The 16,167-nt window shown below is 73.2% G+C and carries 12 protein-coding genes; 5 read left to right on the top strand and 7 right to left on the bottom strand.

From position 1 onward, the window contains the following. The first annotated feature begins 107 nt into the window (after window positions 1-107). A complete protein-coding gene (locus ACFYXK_RS10375) occupies window positions 108-725 on the top strand; it encodes a GNAT family N-acetyltransferase (RefSeq protein WP_389410728.1) in 618 nt (205 codons plus the stop codon). Window positions 726-820: 95 nt separating this feature from the next. Here ACFYXK_RS10375 and ACFYXK_RS10380 read toward each other — a convergent pair whose 3' ends face one another. The 4 genes from ACFYXK_RS10380 to cseB form a co-directional block, all read right to left on the bottom strand. Then, entirely contained in the window at window positions 821-3,385 is a 2,565-nt protein-coding gene (locus tag ACFYXK_RS10380) for an ABC transporter permease (protein WP_389410729.1), read from the bottom strand. A 62-nt stretch (window positions 3,386-3,447) separates the two neighbouring features. After that, window positions 3,448-4,182 carry an ABC transporter ATP-binding protein gene (locus ACFYXK_RS10385; protein WP_389410950.1) on the bottom strand — a complete coding sequence of 245 codons (735 nt, stop codon included), beginning with the start codon at window positions 4,180-4,182 and terminating at the stop codon, window positions 3,448-3,450. Window positions 4,183-4,387: 205 nt separating this feature from the next. Continuing rightward, complete coding sequence (locus tag ACFYXK_RS10390; RefSeq protein WP_389410730.1) at window positions 4,388-5,650, bottom strand: sensor histidine kinase; 1,263 nt, start codon at window positions 5,648-5,650, stop codon at window positions 4,388-4,390. 5 nt (window positions 5,651-5,655) lie between these two features. After that, the gene (gene cseB, locus ACFYXK_RS10395) at window positions 5,656-6,324 is read right to left on the bottom strand and encodes a two-component system response regulator CseB (RefSeq protein WP_389410951.1); all 669 of its coding nucleotides are present in this window, start codon (window positions 6,322-6,324) and stop codon (window positions 5,656-5,658) included. A 481-nt stretch (window positions 6,325-6,805) separates the two neighbouring features. Between cseB and ACFYXK_RS10400 the strand changes: the two genes are divergently transcribed. Further along, window positions 6,806-7,792: an aldo/keto reductase gene (locus tag ACFYXK_RS10400; RefSeq protein WP_389410731.1), complete on the top strand. Its 987-nt coding sequence runs from the start codon at window positions 6,806-6,808 to the stop codon at window positions 7,790-7,792. Between the two features lie 51 nt (window positions 7,793-7,843). On the opposite strand, the gene ACFYXK_RS10405 is transcribed toward ACFYXK_RS10400, so the two are convergent. The 3 genes from ACFYXK_RS10405 to ACFYXK_RS10415 all read right to left on the bottom strand — a co-directional run bounded on the left by ACFYXK_RS10405 (window position 7,844) and on the right by ACFYXK_RS10415 (window position 13,365). Beyond that, window positions 7,844-8,881: an alpha/beta hydrolase gene (locus ACFYXK_RS10405; RefSeq protein ID WP_389410732.1), complete on the bottom strand. Its 1,038-nt coding sequence runs from the start codon at window positions 8,879-8,881 to the stop codon at window positions 7,844-7,846. Between the two features lie 199 nt (window positions 8,882-9,080). After that, complete coding sequence (locus ACFYXK_RS10410; RefSeq protein ID WP_389410733.1) at window positions 9,081-10,664, bottom strand: serine/threonine-protein kinase; 1,584 nt, start codon at window positions 10,662-10,664, stop codon at window positions 9,081-9,083. Window positions 10,665-10,806: 142 nt separating this feature from the next. Next, window positions 10,807-13,365 (bottom strand): discoidin domain-containing protein, encoded by a 2,559-nt coding sequence (locus tag ACFYXK_RS10415; RefSeq protein ID WP_389410734.1) that lies wholly within the window; start codon window positions 13,363-13,365, stop codon window positions 10,807-10,809. Window positions 13,366-13,718: 353 nt separating this feature from the next. Here ACFYXK_RS10415 and ACFYXK_RS10420 point away from each other — a divergent pair, with 353 nt between their 5' ends. From ACFYXK_RS10420 to thpR, 3 genes are all read left to right on the top strand, one after another. Beyond that, complete coding sequence (locus ACFYXK_RS10420; RefSeq protein WP_389410735.1) at window positions 13,719-14,558, top strand: hypothetical protein; 840 nt, start codon at window positions 13,719-13,721, stop codon at window positions 14,556-14,558. Beyond that, complete coding sequence (locus ACFYXK_RS10425; protein ID WP_389410736.1) at window positions 14,555-15,319, top strand: class F sortase; 765 nt, start codon at window positions 14,555-14,557, stop codon at window positions 15,317-15,319. The genes ACFYXK_RS10420 and ACFYXK_RS10425 overlap by 4 nt, the downstream gene beginning before the upstream one ends. Before the next feature lie 187 nt (window positions 15,320-15,506). Further along, on the top strand, window positions 15,507-16,091 hold the full coding sequence (gene thpR, locus ACFYXK_RS10430) for an RNA 2',3'-cyclic phosphodiesterase (protein ID WP_389410737.1): 585 nt from the start codon (window positions 15,507-15,509) through the stop codon (window positions 16,089-16,091). Window positions 16,092-16,167: the final 76 nt, after the last annotated feature.

Raw genomic sequence — 16,167 nt, forward strand, 5'->3', positions numbered from 1 at the left:
CGCTCCCGGCATCGGCGGCTCCGCTCCCCGCCCTCCCGGTCGTTCGCCGCCAGGGCCCCGGCCGAAGTCGGGGCCCGCCCGGACCGACGAAGATCATCGGGTGCAGAATGGCCGGTATGTCGATAACAAACACTCCCAAGACGGCATCGATCGACGACGCTTCACCGATCGGCCTCACCTTGGCCCGCGCCTTCGACGACGACCCGATGATGCGCTGGTTCTTCCCCGACGACGCCACACGCGAGGCGGGGCTGGGCCGCTACTTCAGCACGATCTTCACCCGGCAGTACGGCCGGCACGGCGTCTGCGAACGCACCGGGGCGGCGGCGGCCTTCTGGGTGCCGCCGGGCGCCCAGGACAAGGCCGTTCCCGACGCGGAGACCATCCGGCAGCTCGAGGAGATCCTGGGCGACCGGGCTCCGCTCTTCCGCGAGGCCGTGGCCGCGGCCTCCGGGCAAGGACCCCAGGAGCCGCACTGGTACCTGGCCGTGGTCGGCGCAGACCCGGCCGCACAGGGTCAGGGACACGGAGCCGCGCTCCTGCGCTCGGGCCTCGCCAAGGCCGATGCGGCCGGCCTGCCGACGTACCTGGAGTCCTCCAAGGCGTCCAACCTCCCCGTCTACGAGCACTTCGGCTTCACGGTGCTCGGCGAGTTCCGACTCCCGGGCGGCGGACCGACCCTGTGGGCGATGCGCCGCGAGCCGCGCCACCCGGCCGACGCCTGAGACGACGCCTGAGGCCTTCCCGGCGGTCCGCGGGAAGCCGCCGCCGGCCGGATCCGGGGCCGAGCCTGTGGGCTCGGCCCCGGGTACGTGCTGCGTCACATCTCCGCGACGGCCTCCAGCGGGCTCATGGCGGCTGCCCGGCGGGCCGGGGCGGCTGCCGCGATCACGCCGATCGTGAGGGACAGCAGGCAGACGAGGAGCAGCGTCCCCCAGGGCAGGGCCAGGGAGTACTGCGTCATCGCGCCGTTGGCCAGGGCGCCGACCGTCCAGGCTCCGAACAGCCCGCCTGCCAGGCCCAGCACCGTGCCGAAGGCGGCGACGGTCACCGACTCCAGGCGGATCATCCGCCGGATGCCGCTGCGGTCCATGCCGATGGCGCGCAGTACCCCGATCTCGCGGGTGCGTTCCGAGACCGACATGGCCAGGGTGTTGACGATGCCGAGTGCGGAGATCACGGCGCCGATGGCGAGCAGCCCGTACATCAGGGTCAGCAGGTTGCCCAGGGAACCGGCGGCCTCCCGGACGAGTTCCTTCCGGTCCTTCACCTGCACCAGCGGGCTGTTGCCCACGGCGGCGCGCAGCCGGTCCTCGGTGGCCTCGGAGACCGCGCCGGCGTCGGTGCGGACGAGGATCCGCTGGATGGTGCCGGACTTGAAGCTGTGCTGCTGCACCTCGGCGCGGTCGCCCAGTACCTCCCCGGCGGTGGGGTTGTCCTCGTAGACGCCGACGACGGTGTACTGCCCGGGCTCCTGGCTGCGGCCGATGCGGGCGTCGAGCCGGCTGCCGGTGCTCAGGTGCTGTTCGCGGGCGGTGGTGCCGGAGACGGCGATCCGGCCCGGTCCGAGGTCCTTCAGTGACCCGCTGAGGAACTCGAGCTTCATGACGGCGTTCACGGTGCCGGGGTCGACCCCGGCGATCGCCTGGACACCGCCGCCTGCGGTGAACACGACGGAGTCCGCGACGGCGGCGGCCGTCTTCACCCCGCGGGTGTCGGCCACCCGCTTCTCGGCGGCCGGGTCGATGGAGGTCATGGTGGTGCGGCTGCCGATCACGTAGTCGGCGCCGAGGCCGGCTGCGGCCTGCCGGTCGAGGGCCTGTCCGCTGGAGTTGCCGATGACGGCCAGCCCGGCGACCAGCGCCGTACTGATCATCAGGGCGGAGGCGGTGGCGGCGGTGCGCCGCGGGTCGCGCAGCGCGTTCTCGCGGGCGAGGTGGCCGGTGATCCCGAAGCGGCCGGTCAGTCGTCCGCTCAGCCGGATCACGGGGGCGGCGAGAAGCGGCGCCAGCACGATCATGGCGACGACGACGAGGGCGCAGCCGAACATCGCGTTCTGCAGGTTCTCCACCGAGGCGTCCTTCGCCCCCATGAGCGACAGGAGCAGTCCGGCGCCGACGGCGAGCAGGACCAGCCCCACCGCACCGCGGACCCGGGACGCGGTGGCGGTGGGCGGCTGCTGCGCCGAGCGCAGCGCCTCGATGGGCGCGACCCCCGCCGCCCTGCGGGACGGCAGCCACGCGGCGAGCACCGTGACCCCCACGCCCACGCCGAGCGCCGCCACGACGGGGAGCGGACCGATCACCAGGGGGCCGCGGGGCAGCGTGTCCTGCGAGGTGCTCAGGACGGCGGGCAGTACGGAGGCGATGCCGAGGCCGAGCAGGAAGCCTGCCGCCGACGCGGCGAGGCCGACCAGGACGGCCTCCCAGAGGATGGAGCGCACCACTTGGCGGCGCGAGGAGCCGATCGCCCGCAGCAGTGCGATCTCCCGGGTGCGCCGGGAGACGAGCATGGTGAAGGTGTTGACGATGAGGAACGAGCCGATGAACAGCGAGACCCCGGCGAAGACCATCGGCATCTTCTGGTGGCCCCGGGTCAGCGTGTCGAGGTACGTGGCCTGCTGGGCGGCCTGGGCGGCGGCGCTGACGGCCTCGGCCCGGTCGGCCGGGAGCACGGCGGTGACCCGCTCGGAGAGCGTGGACCGGTCGGTGCCGGGCGCTGCGGACAGGTCGATCGAGGTGTACCGGCCCGGGGAGGCGAACAGCTGCTGGGCGGTCGCCCTGTCGAACAGGGCGAGGGTGCCGCCCGCGGTCACCCGCGTGTCGCGGGTGGTGACGATTCCCACCAGCCGCTTCTTCATGACCGGGCCGTCGGTGGCCAGCGTGACCGTGTCGCCGATGCCGAACCCGCCTGCGGCGGCGGTGCCGCTGTCCACGGCGATCTCGTCGCCGTTCCGGGGGGCGTGGCCCTTGACCAGCGGATGGCGGCCGTCCGTGCCGTCCTTGCCCGGTACGTAGGCGCCGGCCAGGTTCGCCCACGCCTTGCCGGCGCGCAGCGGAGCGCCGTCCGCGCCGTTCAGGGTTGCCGAGCCGTCGGCTGCGGGCCGCGCGGCGGCGACACCGGGCACATCGGCCAGCTTCCGGACGAGCGCGTCGTCGAGTGCCCCGGGCTCGTCGTCCGCGGCCCCGGGCGGGGAGTCCTTCGGGGTGACGGTGAATGCGATGTCCGCGAAGTTCTTCGATGCAGCGGCGCGGTAGGCGGCGGCGGAGGACTCGGCGAAGACGAGGGTGCCGCAGACGAACGCGACACCCAGGCAGACCGCGAGAACGGTCATGACCAGACGGGCCTTGTACGCCAGGACGTTGCGCAGGGCTGTTCTCAGCATGGGCAGCTTTCGGGGACGTGGGGTACGGGAACGTGTGACGCAGGTGTCGGGGTGAGGCCGGGTCAGCTGGTGCGGGAGCGCGCGTCGAACGCCTTCATCCGGTCCAGGACGCGGTCCGGGGTGGGGCGGGTCATCTCGTCCTCCAGACGGCCGTCGGAGAGGAAGACCACGCGGTCGGCGTATCCGGCGGCGACGGGGTCGTGGGTGACCATGACCACGGTCTGGCCGAGCTCGCGCACCGAGTCGCGCAGGAAGCCGAGGACCTCTGCCCCGGCGCGGGAGTCGAGGTTGCCGGTGGGCTCGTCGCCGAAGATGATCGCGGGGCGGGAGACCAGCGCCCGGGCCACGGCGACGCGCTGCTGCTGCCCGCCCGACAACTGCCCGGGCCGGTGGCCGAGGCGCTGGGAGAGGCCGACCATGGACACCACGCGGTCCAGCCACTGCCGGTCGGGGCGGCGTCCGGCGATGGTCAGCGGCAGCGTGATGTTCTCCAGCGCGGTCAGCGTCGGCAGCAGGTTGAACGCCTGGAAGATGAAGCCGACCCGGTCGCGGCGCAGCTCGGTGAGCTGCCGGTCGTTCAGCGTGCTCAGTTCGGTGGTGCCGATGCGGACGGAACCGGAGCTGACCGAGTCGAGCCCGGCGGCGCAGTGCATCAAGGTGGACTTGCCGCAGCCGGAGGGGCCCATGATCGCGGTGAACTCGCCCTCCCGGAAGGCGAGGCTGACCTGGTCCAGGGCGACGACGCGGGTGTCGCCGCTGCCGTAGACCTTCGACAGGTCATGGGTGGCGGCCGCGATCCCGGCGGTCGTCGGATACGGCGCGAGGGCGTCGAACGGTGCGGCGGTCACGGGGGACTCCTCTTCGGGTGCCAATGGGTGCACTTCGAAGGGTGTCCGGGGCGTGTATCGGTGCCGGGGCGGCCGTGTATCGGCGTCCGCGTCGCTTCGTATCGGTTCTGTACGGGGGCGGGGTGGGGCGGGACGGGGCTCCGGGCGGGGGTGGTCAGGCCGGCAGGCGCAACGTGGCGACGGCGCCGCCGTCCGGGGCGTTGGCCAGGCGCAGCTCGGCGCCGAGGACCCGGGCCTGGCCCAGGGCGATGGTCAGACCCAGGCCGTGGCCCGAGCCGCGCTCCGCCGCTCCCGTGTGGAACCGGCGCGGACCGTCGCTCAGCAGGTCCGGGGGGAAGCCCGGTCCGTGGTCGCGTACGACGACCGTGTGGCCCTCGACGGTGACTTCGACTGGGGTCGCGCCGTGCCGGTGCGCGTTGACGACGAGGTTGCCGACGATCCGTTCGAGGCGGCGCGGGTCGGTCTCCACCGGCTCGGCGGGCCCTGCCGCCGGCACGTCGGCGACGATGACCTGCGCATCGAGTCCGGTCCGGGCCACGGCCTCGCGCACGACGGCGCCGAGCGGGACACGGGCGCGGACCGGCTGTTCCGCGCCCGCGTCGAGCCGGGAGATCTCCAGCAGGTCCTCGACCAGGCCGCGCAGGTCCCGTACGCGGCCCCGGAGCAGGTCCTCGGTCTCACCGGGCGGCAGCAGGTCGGTGGCGGCCAGCAGGCCTCCGACGGGGGTGCGCAGTTCGTGGGCCACGTCCGCGGTGAACTGGCGCTCGGCACGCAGCCGTCGGCCGAGGCTGTCGGCCATGTGGTCGACGGTGGCGGCGATGTCGGCCACCTCGTCGCCGCCCTTGATCGGTCCGGTACGGGCATCGAGGTCACCGGCGGAGATCCGGACCGCCGTCTCGGAGACCCGCCGGAGCCGGCGGCCGAGCAGCCCGGCCCCGTAGACCGCCAGGGGTACGGCCGCCGCGAGCGAGACCAGGGAGGCCACCGCCATGCTCGCGTCGAGCCGGCGCAGCCCGTGGAGGTCCGAGTTCATGTTGAACCGGACGGCCAGCACCGGGCTGCCCGGTCCGGCGACCCGCTGGGCGCCCCAGACGCTCGGGCCCAGATTGCCGTCGACGTATCCGTCGTAGGCCGTGCGCCGGTTGCCGTCGGCCGGGTGGCGCAGGGCGTCGGGCAGGTCGGCGGGGTCGAGTTCGGCACCGTCCGCCAGCGTTCCGGTACGCCGGTAGGTGTCCATGGCCGAGTAGACGGTGTTGAACGCATCCCGTTCGGCCCGGCCGCGGATGTCGCTCGCGGTCCACAGGTGGACCAGCACGCCCACCGCCGCCGCGACCAGGCAGGCGGTGGCGGCGGCCAGCGCGGCGATCTTCCGGCGCAGGGACACGCGGGCCGGCCGCAGCCGGTGGAAGGGGCCCATCCGGCTCAGCGCCTGAACTTGTAGCCGAAGCCGCGGACCGTCTCGATCCGGTCCCGGCCCAGTTTCCTGCGCAGACGCTGCACGCACAGGTCCACGACGCGGCTGTCGCCGTCCCAGCCGTACTCCCAGACGTTGCGCAGCAGGGTGTGCCGCTCCAGTACGACGCCTGGGTGGGCGGCGAACTCCAGCAGCAGCTTCAGCTCGGTCGGGGTCAGCGCCACCGGGCTTCCGGAGACGGACACTTCCAGGCCGCCGGTGTCGATGGCCAGGTCCCCGAAGACCAGCCGGTCCCCCTCGCAGGACGGTGTCTCCTCGGCCGCGGCGGGCCCGGTTCCGGCGGCAGGCGCGTAGGTCGCCCGGCGCAGCAGCGAGCGGATGCGCGCCACGAGTACGTAGGTGTCCACGGGCTTGACCACGTAGTCGTCCGCGCCGGCCTCCAGGCCGGCGACGACGTCGAGCCCGTCGCCGCGAGCGGACATCATCAAGATCGGCACCAGGCTGGTTTCCCGGACTCTGCGGCACAGGCCGATCCCGTCCAGGCCGGGCAGCATCACGTCGAGGATGAGCAGGTCGAAGCTGTCGTCGCGGAAGAGTTCCAGCCCCGTGAGCCCGTCAGCCGCCGCCTTCACCTCGTAGCCGTAGCGCTCGAGGGCGACGGCGAAGGACCGGCGCATCAGCTCGTCGTCCTCCACCAGCAACACGCGAACGGGGCGTGCAGGGGCCGGAGCCGGGGTGGGCGAGGACACGGGGGACGACTCCTGTTCGGGCGGGCCGGGTGGGGCTCGGGGGCGCGGTCCCGGGTGCGCTCACGCACGGCCGGCGACCTGAAAGGAACGATACGGCAGGCACCGGGCGCGGCCACCGCGTCGCACGACTGACACGCATCGCCCGCCCGGGAACCTCCTCCGTCCGAAGACGCGCAGGTCAGACGGGGTGGCGGGGATCGCGCAGAGGGTGGATCCGGGGCCGTTCGCAGCTATGTGGGCCGTCCGTCCTCAGGGCCCGCGCGCCGTTTCGACGGGCAACCAAGCGCTGACTGATACGCCCCGGATACAAAACCGCGGCAGCGCGGGGCCCTGGGCTGTCGGTTGACATGGAGTGCACTCCAACACCTAGCGTCCCGGGCAGATGATTCCGACATCAGGAGGCAGCACCATGAGCGATGTCCCCACCCGGCACCTGGGCAGCCTGGCTGTTCCTGCGCAAGGCCTGGGCTGCATGGGCATGAGCCACGGCTACGGCGCCTCGGACGACGCCCAGTCGATCGCGACCCTGCACCATGCCCTCGACCTCGGGGTCACCTTTCTGGACACCGCCGACTTCTACGGTGCCGGGCACAACGAGGAGCTGATCGGACGGGCCGTCGCCGAGCGCCGCGACGAGGTGGTGCTGGCCACGAAGTTCGGCTTCGCCAACCGCCTCGGCGAGCCGACCCTGGTCCGCGGTGACGCCGCGTACGTACGGCAGGCGTGCGAGGCGTCGCTGCGCCGGCTCGGGGTCGACCACATCGACCTCTACTACCAGCACCGGGTCGATCCGCAGGTGCCGATCGAGGAGACCGTCGGCGCCATGGCCGAGCTGGTGCAGGCCGGCAAGGTCCGTCACCTCGGGCTGTCCGAGGCCGGGGCGGGCACCATCCGCCGGGCGCACGCGGTCCACCCGATCGCCGCGCTGCAGAGCGAGTGGTCGCTGTGGACCCGCGACCTGGAGGCGGAGATCGCCCCGGTCTGCCGCGAGCTCGGCATCGGCCTGGTCCCGTTCTCGCCGCTCGGGCGCGGGTTCCTGACCGGCCGGTACAGCTCGGTCGAGGGGCTGGCCGAGAACGACGTGCGGCGCACTCAGCCGCGCTTCGCCGACGGCAACCTCGAACGGAACCTGGCGATCGTCGCGAAGCTGAACGAGCTGGCCGAGGCGAAGGGGGTCACCGCCGGCCAGCTCGCCCTGGCCTGGGTGCAGCACCGGGGGGACGACGTGGTGCCGATCCCGGGCACGCGGCGCCGGAAGTACCTGGAGGAGAACCTCGCGGCCCTGGCCGTCGAGCTGTCCCCGGAGGACCTCGCGGCCATCGAGGCCGCAGCCCCGCCCTCGGAGATCGCGGGCACCCGCTACGACGCGACCAGCCTCACCTTCGTCAACAGCTGAGCCCGCCGCGGTGTCGGGTCGGCTCGCTGTCACTGCTCGGTGAAGGCGCCCTCAGCCGAGCCGGCGGCCGAGGAAGTCCAGCATCGGCTCCGCCGCGACGGTCCAGTACGGCCACCCGTGGCCGCCCGGTTGCAGGACCACCTCGGCGTCCACGCCGCGGGCCGCGAACGCCGTGCGCAGGTCTTGGGTCCCCGGCAGGTAGTTGGTGTCCTCGGTCCCGCAGCCGAGGTGGTAGCGGGTGCTCCGGAGCCGGTCGGGGGTGGTGCGCCGGATGATGTCGGCCAGGTCGTACTCCCGGGCGCGGTCCGTCAGCCGCGCCGATCCGGCCAGGTCCCGGCCGAAGGCATGGCCGAAGAAGCGGTTCCACTCCGCCATCGGCATCGCGCGGTAGCCCTCGTCGGTGAAGTGTGCCGTGCTCAGGCCGGCGGCGGCGCCGAACCGGCCCGGGTACCGCAGGGCGTACATCAGCGCGCCGTAGCCGCCCATGGAAAGCCCGGCGACGGCCCGCTTCTCCGCCCGGCCGCCCACCCCGTGGGCCTGTTCCACGGCCGGGACGAACTCCTCGATGAACATGTCCTCGTAGCGCAGGGCCGCGCCGCCGGATCCGGCGTCGTTGATGTAGAACGTCTCGTCCTGCCCTCCCCCGGGCACGCCGGGGTCGCGCCGGGCGTCGGGCATGACGAGGGCGCACGCCGGGATGCGGCCGGCCGCGACGGCCCGTTCCAGGGTCGGCACGATGCCGCCCTTGACGACCCAGTCGGTGTGCTTCCCGCTCGCTCCGTGCAGCAGGAAGAGGGCCGGGATCCCGCCGTCGGGCCCGCCGCTCCGGGGCGGGGGGCTCACCCCGGCGGGGAGGTAGAGGCTGTACGGGACGTCCCGGCCGAGCAGGCGGCTGCGCAAGGTCAGGTCGGTGCGCAGCGAGCCGCCCCCGGAGGCGGACGGAGCCGGCGGGATCGCGGGCGGGGTGGCGGACGGCTCCGGTCCCGGCGCCCCCGGTCCGCGTCGCAGCAGGAAGGCCGCGGATGCGGCCGCGAACGTTCCGCCGGCCCCGGCCGCGAGCACGGAACGGCGCGCAGGAAGTTTCACCATGGTTCCCTCACGCGGCCGGCCGTTCACGGGGCCAGGCTCATGGCACGGACCCCACACATGACACGCCCGGCGTCCGCATCGGGACAAGCAGCCACGCCGGGGAGCCCGCCCGGTCACCACCCGGTGGGCTACCGGTTCCGGCTCCGGCTCCGGCTCCGGCCGGGTGGGGGCAGGTACGACGCCCCTCGGGCCCGCGGGGTCAGTGGTTGCGGGTCAGGGCGGCGGGGGCTCCGGCCGACTGTGCGCCTTCCGACTGGAGCGTCAGGCGGTCCGGTTCCTCCAGGGTCAGCACGTAGAGATTGCCGCGGGGGCAGTCGAAGGAGGCCGCACGGTCGGTCGGATGGCTGGTCGCTGCCGCCAGGACCGCGGTGTTCCCCTTGATCTGCCGCAGCTCCAGGGCTTCCGTGCACCCCAGGTTGCGCCCGCTGGAAGTCTCCTTGACGTCGCTGACCTGCCGGCCCACGATCTCGCCCGCAGCTCCGGCCTGCAGCGTGACGGTGACCGCGAACTCACCCGTCCGCGCCCGGGTGATGCCGTCCGCGTCCGGCGTGCCGGGCCCGACGCCGGACCACGTGCCGACCCACGACGCCGGCAACGCCGCTGCGGAGGACGGCGGTACGGACGGTGTCTGCGAGGCGGTGGGGGGTGCGGCCTTGCCACCGTCGCCGTCGCCCCCGGGAAGCCCGATCGCGAGCGTGACGGCCACCGCGAGTGCGGCGGCGCCGGCGGCCGCGCCGATCACCAGGGGCCGACGGGACGAGAGCGGAGTGCCCGGAGCCGTGGCCGGCGGCGCCGGCTGGGCGGCAGGGGACAGGGCCGGCGACTGCGGCGGAACCGGCGGAGCACCGGGCCCCACAGGGGCGTGGGCAGGGGGCTGCGGCACGGTCAGGAGACGCGTGAGTTCGGCCTCCCGGCGGCCGACGTCGGCGACGAGGGCCGGTGGTACCGCCCTGCTCCAGTCCTCCTCCTCTGCGGCGCCGAGCCGGGCCCGTACGTCCTCGGCGGTCGGGCGCCGGTCGGGGTCCTTGGCCAGGCACTCCCTCACCAGCGGCAGGAGCGCCTCGGGTACGCCGTCGAGGAGCGGCTCGTCGTGGACGATCCGGTACAGGAGGCCCGGCAGCTGCAGCTCCTCCCCGCCCGCCAGGAAAGGGCTGCGGCCCGTCGCCGCGTACACGAGGACCGCGGCGAGGGAGAACACGTCGGCCGGCGCCCCGGCCACGGCGCCGGTCGCCTGCTCCGGCGCGAGGAAGCCGGGCGTGCCGATGACCGCGCCCGTCTGCGTGTGGCGCGGGTCGCGTACGGCGCGGGCGATGCCGAAGTCGATCAGGAAGGGCCGCTCCGGGCCGAGCAGTACGTTCGCCGGCTTGATGTCGCGGTGGACGACCCCCGCCGCCCGTACCGCGACGAGCGCGCAGGACAGCTCCCGGGCCAGGCACCACACGGCCGGCGCCGCCAGCGGCCCGTGCCGGTGCACCCAGTCGCCCAGCGACGGCGCGGCGATGTACTCCGTCGCCAGCCACTGCGGCGACACGCCGGGCGGGCTGAAGTCCACCACCGAGACCGTCCACGCACTGCGCACACGGTCGTTGGTGCGTATCTCCCGGGCGAACCGTTCGGCGAAGTCCGGTTCCAGACTCAGCTCCCGGTGCACGGTCTTGAGGGCCAGCGGCCGGCCGGACGGCGTCCGGGCCAGGAACACCTCGCCCATTCCTCCCTCGCCGAGCCGCGCCAGCAGGCGGTACCCGCCGATCTCCGGCTGATCGCCGGGCCGCAAAGACTCCACCGGCTCCCCCGTCCCCATGGCCGTTCGCCGACCCGTGGTGAACGGACCGTCCGGTGCGCCAATTTATCGGACGATCTCACGGACCGGAGGGGTACCGGAGGCGGTGTCCGGCCGGCTCTAAGACCGGACACCGCACGCGGGGTCAGGAGACGGTGACGAACTTCGCGACGCTCGGCACCCCCTGGGAGTCGAGGGCGAAGAGCATGTAGTTCCCCGGCAGGACCACACCGGTGTCGGCAGGGATGGCCACCGTGTACGCGCCGGCTCCCGCGGCCGTGGACGCGAGGGGGACCCGCCGCTGGTCGTTGTCGGTGGAGTGGGTCGCGGCCGCGGCCCGCATCAGGACGAAGGACGCCACCGGGCCCTGGGTGCTCACCGTGAGCGACGTGCCGGGGGCCGCCCTGGGCGGGACGCCCGCGGTGATGACGGGACGCGGCTTCGGCGATCCGTCGGCGTTGAGCAGGTACGGCGGCGTGAAGACGGCGCCGTCGGCGTGGTTGGTGGCGCAGTCCCCGCACAGGCCCCCGCCCCCGGAGAAGATCCGCCCGTCCGGCAACAGGTTGGCCACGCTGTGGTAGTTGCGCGGGACGGCCATGGTGGCGAGCGGGGTGAAGCTGCCGGTCGACGGGTCCCAGAGCTCCGGGGCCAGCACCGAGGTCGCGTCGCTGAAGGGCACCGGATAGGCCTGTCCGCCGAAGACGGCCACCTTGCCGTCGGGCAGGACGACGCTGTTGCTGAAGGCGCGGGCGTGCTCCATGTCGCCCGTGCGGGCGGCCTGCACCTGCTGGCCGCCCGAGATGCTGACGGTGTAGGCGCGCCGGGTGGCCGGGGTCTCCTCGTAGGCGGGCGAGCCGCCCAGGGTGAGCAGTTTGCCGATGTCGTACGCGACGGCGTTGCCGGTCATGGCGTCCTGGCTGTCGGCCCGGGTGCCGGCGGGCGTGATGGCGCCCTGGCCGCTGGTCGAGATCCAGTTCATCTGCCTGCTCGGGCCCAGCTGGAGTACCTTGCCGCCCGAAGTGGCGTACAGCCACATGTGGTTGTCGGCCCGGTACGGTCCGGCGGGGTCGGCGGTCAGCGCCGGGACGGCCGAGACCCCGGGGAGCCTGCGCCACGTACGGGTGTCCGGCGACCAGGCCTCACCGGCCTTGTCGCCCGCGGCTCCGCTCCAGGATCCGCCGAGCACGAAGGCCTCGCCGGTGGAGAGCAGCGTCATGGCCTGGTAGCCGCGGGCGATGTTCATGCTGGTGGTGGCGGACCAGGTGTCGCTGCCCGGGTCGTAGATGCTCGCCTTCTCCGCGTTGCTGCCGCCGGTGACCAGCACCCGGCCGTCGGCCAGCATGGCGATGCCGGGACAGAACATGTCGTGGCCGGTGTTGTCGATGCGGCGCTGCGTGACCTTGCCGGTCTTCAGGTCCAGGATCGCGGTCTGGGTGTAGCCGTTGCTGCCGCCGAAGCGGTCGACGGCGTACGCGGACCAGGCGAGCAGCTTGTCGCCGGGCAGGGCGGCGGTGGCCACGGGCACCAGCGGGAAGCCGGTGATCCGGTCCCAGACTCCGTGGGCGGCCGGGCTGGCCGGTCCGCTCAGGCGTATCTCACCGGCCGAGGTCCACGGGCCGCGCCCGCCGGCCTCGGTGGTCACGGTCAGACGGATGAAGCGGGCGGTCTCGGTGCGGGTGAAGGTGGCGGTCTTGACGGTGTCGTCGTCGCGCCAGGTGCCCGCGGCGACCGGTGCGGCGAAGGACGTGCCGTCGGTGCTGGTGGTGACGGTGTACGCGCCTGCCCGGCCGTTGGGTCCGTCCGGGCGGGGGTGGTAGACGAGGGCGGAGACGGCCGTCGTGCGGTGCATGTCGATGGTGATGCTGTGCGGCAGGGGGGCGGGGGTGCCGGCCCACTTGCTGTGCCAGATGGTGCTGTCGTTGCCGTCGAGCACATTGGCCGCGCGGCCGTCCTCGCCGCCGGTCTCCTCGTCGCCGGCCGTGGCCGTCCAGCCCGTCCGGGACAGGTCGACGGTGGCTGCGGGGGTGCCGGGGTCGCCCAGCAGATTGATCTCGGCGGCGGAGGTCCAGGGCCCGCGGCCGCCGGCTTCGGTGAGCGCGGTCAGCCGTACGAACCGGGCCCCCTGCGGGGCGAACCCGAGCGTCTTGGTGCTGCCGTCGTCGGCCAGCGTGCCCGAGGCGACCGGGCTCGCCCAGGCCTGTCCGTCCGTACTGACACTGATGCTGTACTCGCCGACGCGCCCGTTGGCCCCGTCCGCTCGGGGGCGGTAGAGGAGGGCGGAGACCACGGCCGTGCGGTGCATGTCGATGGTGATGCCGTGCGGCAGGGGGGCGGGGGTGCCGGCCCACTTGCTGTGCCAGATGGTGCTGTCGTTGCCGTCGAGCACGTTGGCCGCGCGGCCGTTCTCGCCGCCGGTCTCCTCGTCGCCGGCCGTGGCCGTCCAGCCGCTCCGGTCGAGGAGCGGAGCTGTGGGTTCCATGGCGTTCGCCGGCGCGATGCCGTGGTGCGGTGACTGCTTCGCCGTCTGCTGGTCGAACGGAACGGGTGCGGGTCGGGGTATCGGGGCGCGGCCGGCCGCTGCCGGGCCCGCGACCCCGAGCCACGGCATCAGACCGACCAGCAGCGAGCCGAGGCCGAGGGCGATGAGCAGGTGGGAACGGCGTATCGCGCGGAAAGAGGCGAGGAAGCGTCGCCTGTTCTGCAATCTGACCTCCTGGGGCGAACCGGTGAACCCCATGGAACATAGGTCCACACAGCCACAACCCGCCTGAAATGGAGGAGAGTTGGCGCGAAACTGCACGGTCCCGGGCCAGGGTCCGCCGGTCCGCTGCGACCCGGGCCCGGCCGGGACGGTGGGCGCGGCGACGGTGTGCGCCTGAGTTCCTCGAGGTTTTCGCTGGTCAGGGCGGCGCCAGTGGGCCACCGAAAAGTTTCTCGAAGAAGTTCCAATCCAAGGGCGTCGGCGCTCCGAAGTACTGGCGAGACCCTCCCCGGGGGTTCACGCAAACCCGTACGATCTGCGATTCCCACGACGGGAACCGCGGAACAGGAGCGAATGTGATAGCCAAGCGCACTGGTCGCCTCGTGGTGCTCGCCGCCGTGCCCGCCGCCGCCGTGTTCCTGACCGTAGGGCTTTCCGGCCCGGCTCTCGCGGAAAGCGGGAAGGCGTACCAGATCGATCTGGCGCAGCTCAACAACTCCGGTTCGCGGGGTACGGCCATGCTCAGCATCAAGGGCAATCAGCTGACCGTGCAGATCGAGTCCGAGGGCATGGTGCCCGGGTCGCCGTCGGCCCAGCACTTGCACGGCTCGACCAACGGGCACGACTTCCAGTGCCCGGACGCCAGTGACGACACCAACGGCGACGGGATCCTCAGCAACACCGAGGCCACCGTCGACTACGGCGACATCAACATCTCGCTCACCACGTCCGGCGACACCCAGGCGGCCAGCGGACTCGCCGTGGAGCGCATGCCCGTCGCGAACAAGCAGGGCAAGGTCTCCTACAAGCGGACCATCGCCGTCTCGCAGGCCGTGGTCGACCACATCAAGGACCTGCACATCGTGCAGCACGGCATCGACCGCAACAAGAACGGCAAGTACGACTTCGAAGGGGCCGGCAAGAGCGAGCTCGACCCGAAGCTGCCCCAGGAAGCCACGGCTCCCACCAACTGCGGCATGGTGATGGGCGCGTCCGTGGGTTCGATCCCGGTCGGCGGCGTCGAGACCGGCGGCGGCGCTGCGCAGAGCGCGTCCGCGCCGGCGACGCTGGCCACCGGGGCGGCGCTCGCCGTCTCCGCGGCGGTGGCGGGTGCCGCGGCCGGTGCGTTGTTCGTCGCGCGGAGGCGGGCCGCCTCGGGCCGCGTGCGTACCCAGACCACGGCGGCCGCCGCGTGAAGGCCGGCCAGAGCTCCGCACCGGCCGTGGTGCGCGCACCCGCCGCATCCGCCGTACGGCCGGGCCGCCGCCGGACCGCGAGCGCCTTGGCCGCCGCCGCCCTCGCCACGCTGTTCCTCGCGGGGTGCGGGGGCCAGGATCCGGCGGCGCCCGCCTCCCCTCAGGGTCAGGCCCCGCAGGGCGGGGCGCCGGTGAGCGGCAGCGCCGCGGGCGCTCCCACCGGGCAGGCATCCCCCGGCGGCCACCACGCGGCGCCGGAGGGCGGGGCGCAGAACGGTGCGGGTGCGGCTCAGGCCAAGCCCGCCCTCGCCCGGTCGGAGCCGCAGAGCATCTCCATCCCGTCCCTCGGCGTCTCGAGCTCCTTGGAGACGCTGCGGCAGAACGCGGACGGGACGATGCAGACCCCCAAGGACCCCGGTCTCGCGGGCTGGTACGAGCCGGGGCCGACACCCGGCTCCCAGGGGCCCGCCGTGATCGCCGGCCACGTCACGTGGAACGGCTCGGCGGCCGTGTTCGAGAAGCTGAAGACGATGAAGGCCGGTGACACGATCAAGGTGACCCGGCGGGACAACAAGACGGCCACGTTCACGGTGGAGCGGGTCGCCGAGTACCCGAAGGCGGAGTTCCCGACGCTCGAGGTCTACAAGAACCTCGACCACGCAGGCCTTCGCCTGGTCACCTGCGGCGGCGAATTCGACCCGAAGAAGCACTACTACAACAGCAATGTGGTCGTGTTCGCCAACATGACGGGCACCACGTAGCCAGGTGCGGACTCCCCCGGACCGGACGAGCCCATGCACGGGTGAGACACCCCTGACGGACAGCGGGAGACCCGGACCTCCCCCCTTGCCGGGTCTCCCGCTGTCAGCGCCGTGTCGAGCCGAGGGGTCCATGTGGACGGAGGGCGGAAGATGACGGGATCCTCCGGGGTGCGGTACGAAGTCCCTCGTGAACGAAGAGATCCAGCCCGCAACCGTCCGTGTGTTCATCGCCCTCGCCCCGCCCGACGACGCCAAGGAGGAACTGGCCCGGGAACTGCGGCCCGCCTACCACGCCTACCCGGGCATGCGGTGGAACCGCATCGAGGACTGGCACATCACGCTGGCCTTCCTCGGTGAACTCCCGGTAGCCGCGGTCCCGCTGCTGAAGCCGCCGCTCGCCGCCCTGGCCGCAGCGCACCGGCCCCTGGAGCTGGCGCTGCGCGGCAGCGGGCACTTCGACCACCGGGTGCTCTGGAGCGGGATCGACGGGGAGCTCGACGGTCTGCACCTGCTCACCGCACAGGTGCGTACCGTCGTCAGGGAATGCGGGATCGCCTTCGAAGACCGGCCGCTGCGCCCGCACCTCACTCTGGCCCGCTCCCGCCGCAGCGATCCCTCCAGCACGGTGGAGGTCGCCGCCGCGCTCACCGGGTTCACGGGCCGCCCGTGGCAGGCCGAACGGCTCCACCTGGTCGGCAGCAACATAGGCCGCGGCCCCGGGCCGATCCACTACCGCGACATCCAGGCCTGGGAGTTCACCGGCCGGGGCTGAAGCCCTTCGGCGCGAACCCCGCATCGGACATCACACCGCCCGCGGGAGCCGCCCTCCCGCACAATGGAGGCCGGCG

The sequence above is a fragment of the Streptomyces sp. NPDC002209 genome (genome assembly GCF_042890265.1).
Taxonomy (GTDB): Bacteria; Actinomycetota; Actinomycetes; order Streptomycetales; family Streptomycetaceae; genus Streptomyces.

Excerpts from the sequence above, each read along its gene's own strand:
- ACFYXK_RS10375 (WP_389410728.1), top strand. The coding sequence starts at position 108 with ATGGCCGGTATGTCGATAACAAACACTCCCAAGACGGCATCGATCGAC.
- ACFYXK_RS10380 (WP_389410729.1), bottom strand. The coding sequence starts at position 3,385 with ATGCTGAGAACAGCCCTGCGCAACGTCCTGGCGTACAAGGCCCGTCTG.
- ACFYXK_RS10390 (WP_389410730.1), bottom strand. The coding sequence starts at position 5,650 with ATGGGCCCCTTCCACCGGCTGCGGCCGGCCCGCGTGTCCCTGCGCCGG.
- cseB (WP_389410951.1), bottom strand. The coding sequence starts at position 6,324 with ATGCGCCGGTCCTTCGCCGTCGCCCTCGAGCGCTACGGCTACGAGGTG.
- ACFYXK_RS10400 (WP_389410731.1), top strand. The coding sequence starts at position 6,806 with ATGAGCGATGTCCCCACCCGGCACCTGGGCAGCCTGGCTGTTCCTGCG.
- ACFYXK_RS10405 (WP_389410732.1), bottom strand. The coding sequence starts at position 8,881 with ATGGTGAAACTTCCTGCGCGCCGTTCCGTGCTCGCGGCCGGGGCCGGC.